Genomic DNA, 563 nt, shown 5'->3' on the forward strand with positions numbered 1-563 from the left:
CTGGAAGCGGAGCTGGAAGCGGAGCTGGAAGCGCGTACTCTGCAATACGAGTACTACCGTGATTCGCTCTTTGAAGCCCTTGACTGTCCTCGTGTCTCCCTAGGTTCTCTAGGAACTTTTGTTCGTGGAAATGGGCTGCAGAAAAAGGATTTGCAGGAATCTGGAAATCCTGTCATTCACTATGGTCAGGTTTTTACCCGTTACGGATTGCACGAAGATAAGACTTTGTCATATGCCAACGATGAGGTCTATAACAAACTTCGAAAAGCAGAAAAGGGAAATCTTGTCATTGCCACGACCAGTGAGAATGATGAAGATGTCTGTAAAGCCCTAGCTTGGCTTGGAGAAACGCCTGCAGGTATTAGCGGAGATGCATACATCTACCGCCATGAGATGAACCCGAAGTATGTTTCATATTTCTTTACAACTCATGACTTCCAGCGGCAGAAGCTTCGCCATATTACCGGTACAAAAGTTCGACGAGTATCGGGAAAGAATCTTGAAACAATCGAGATTCCGCTTCCTTCTCTGGAAGAGCAGCAGCGCATTGTCGATATTCTCGA

1 protein-coding gene is annotated in these 563 nt (G+C 46.4%); it reads left to right on the plus strand.

What is annotated here, in order from left to right; genetic code table 11:
• On the plus strand, window positions 1–563 hold a 563-nt coding region (locus tag HMPREF2942_RS01135), incomplete at both ends, for a restriction endonuclease subunit S (protein ID WP_168165840.1).

Origin of the sequence: Rothia sp. HMSC071C12 (assembly GCF_001813895.1) — a bacterium.
Taxonomy (GTDB): domain Bacteria; phylum Actinomycetota; class Actinomycetes; order Actinomycetales; family Micrococcaceae; genus Rothia; species Rothia mucilaginosa.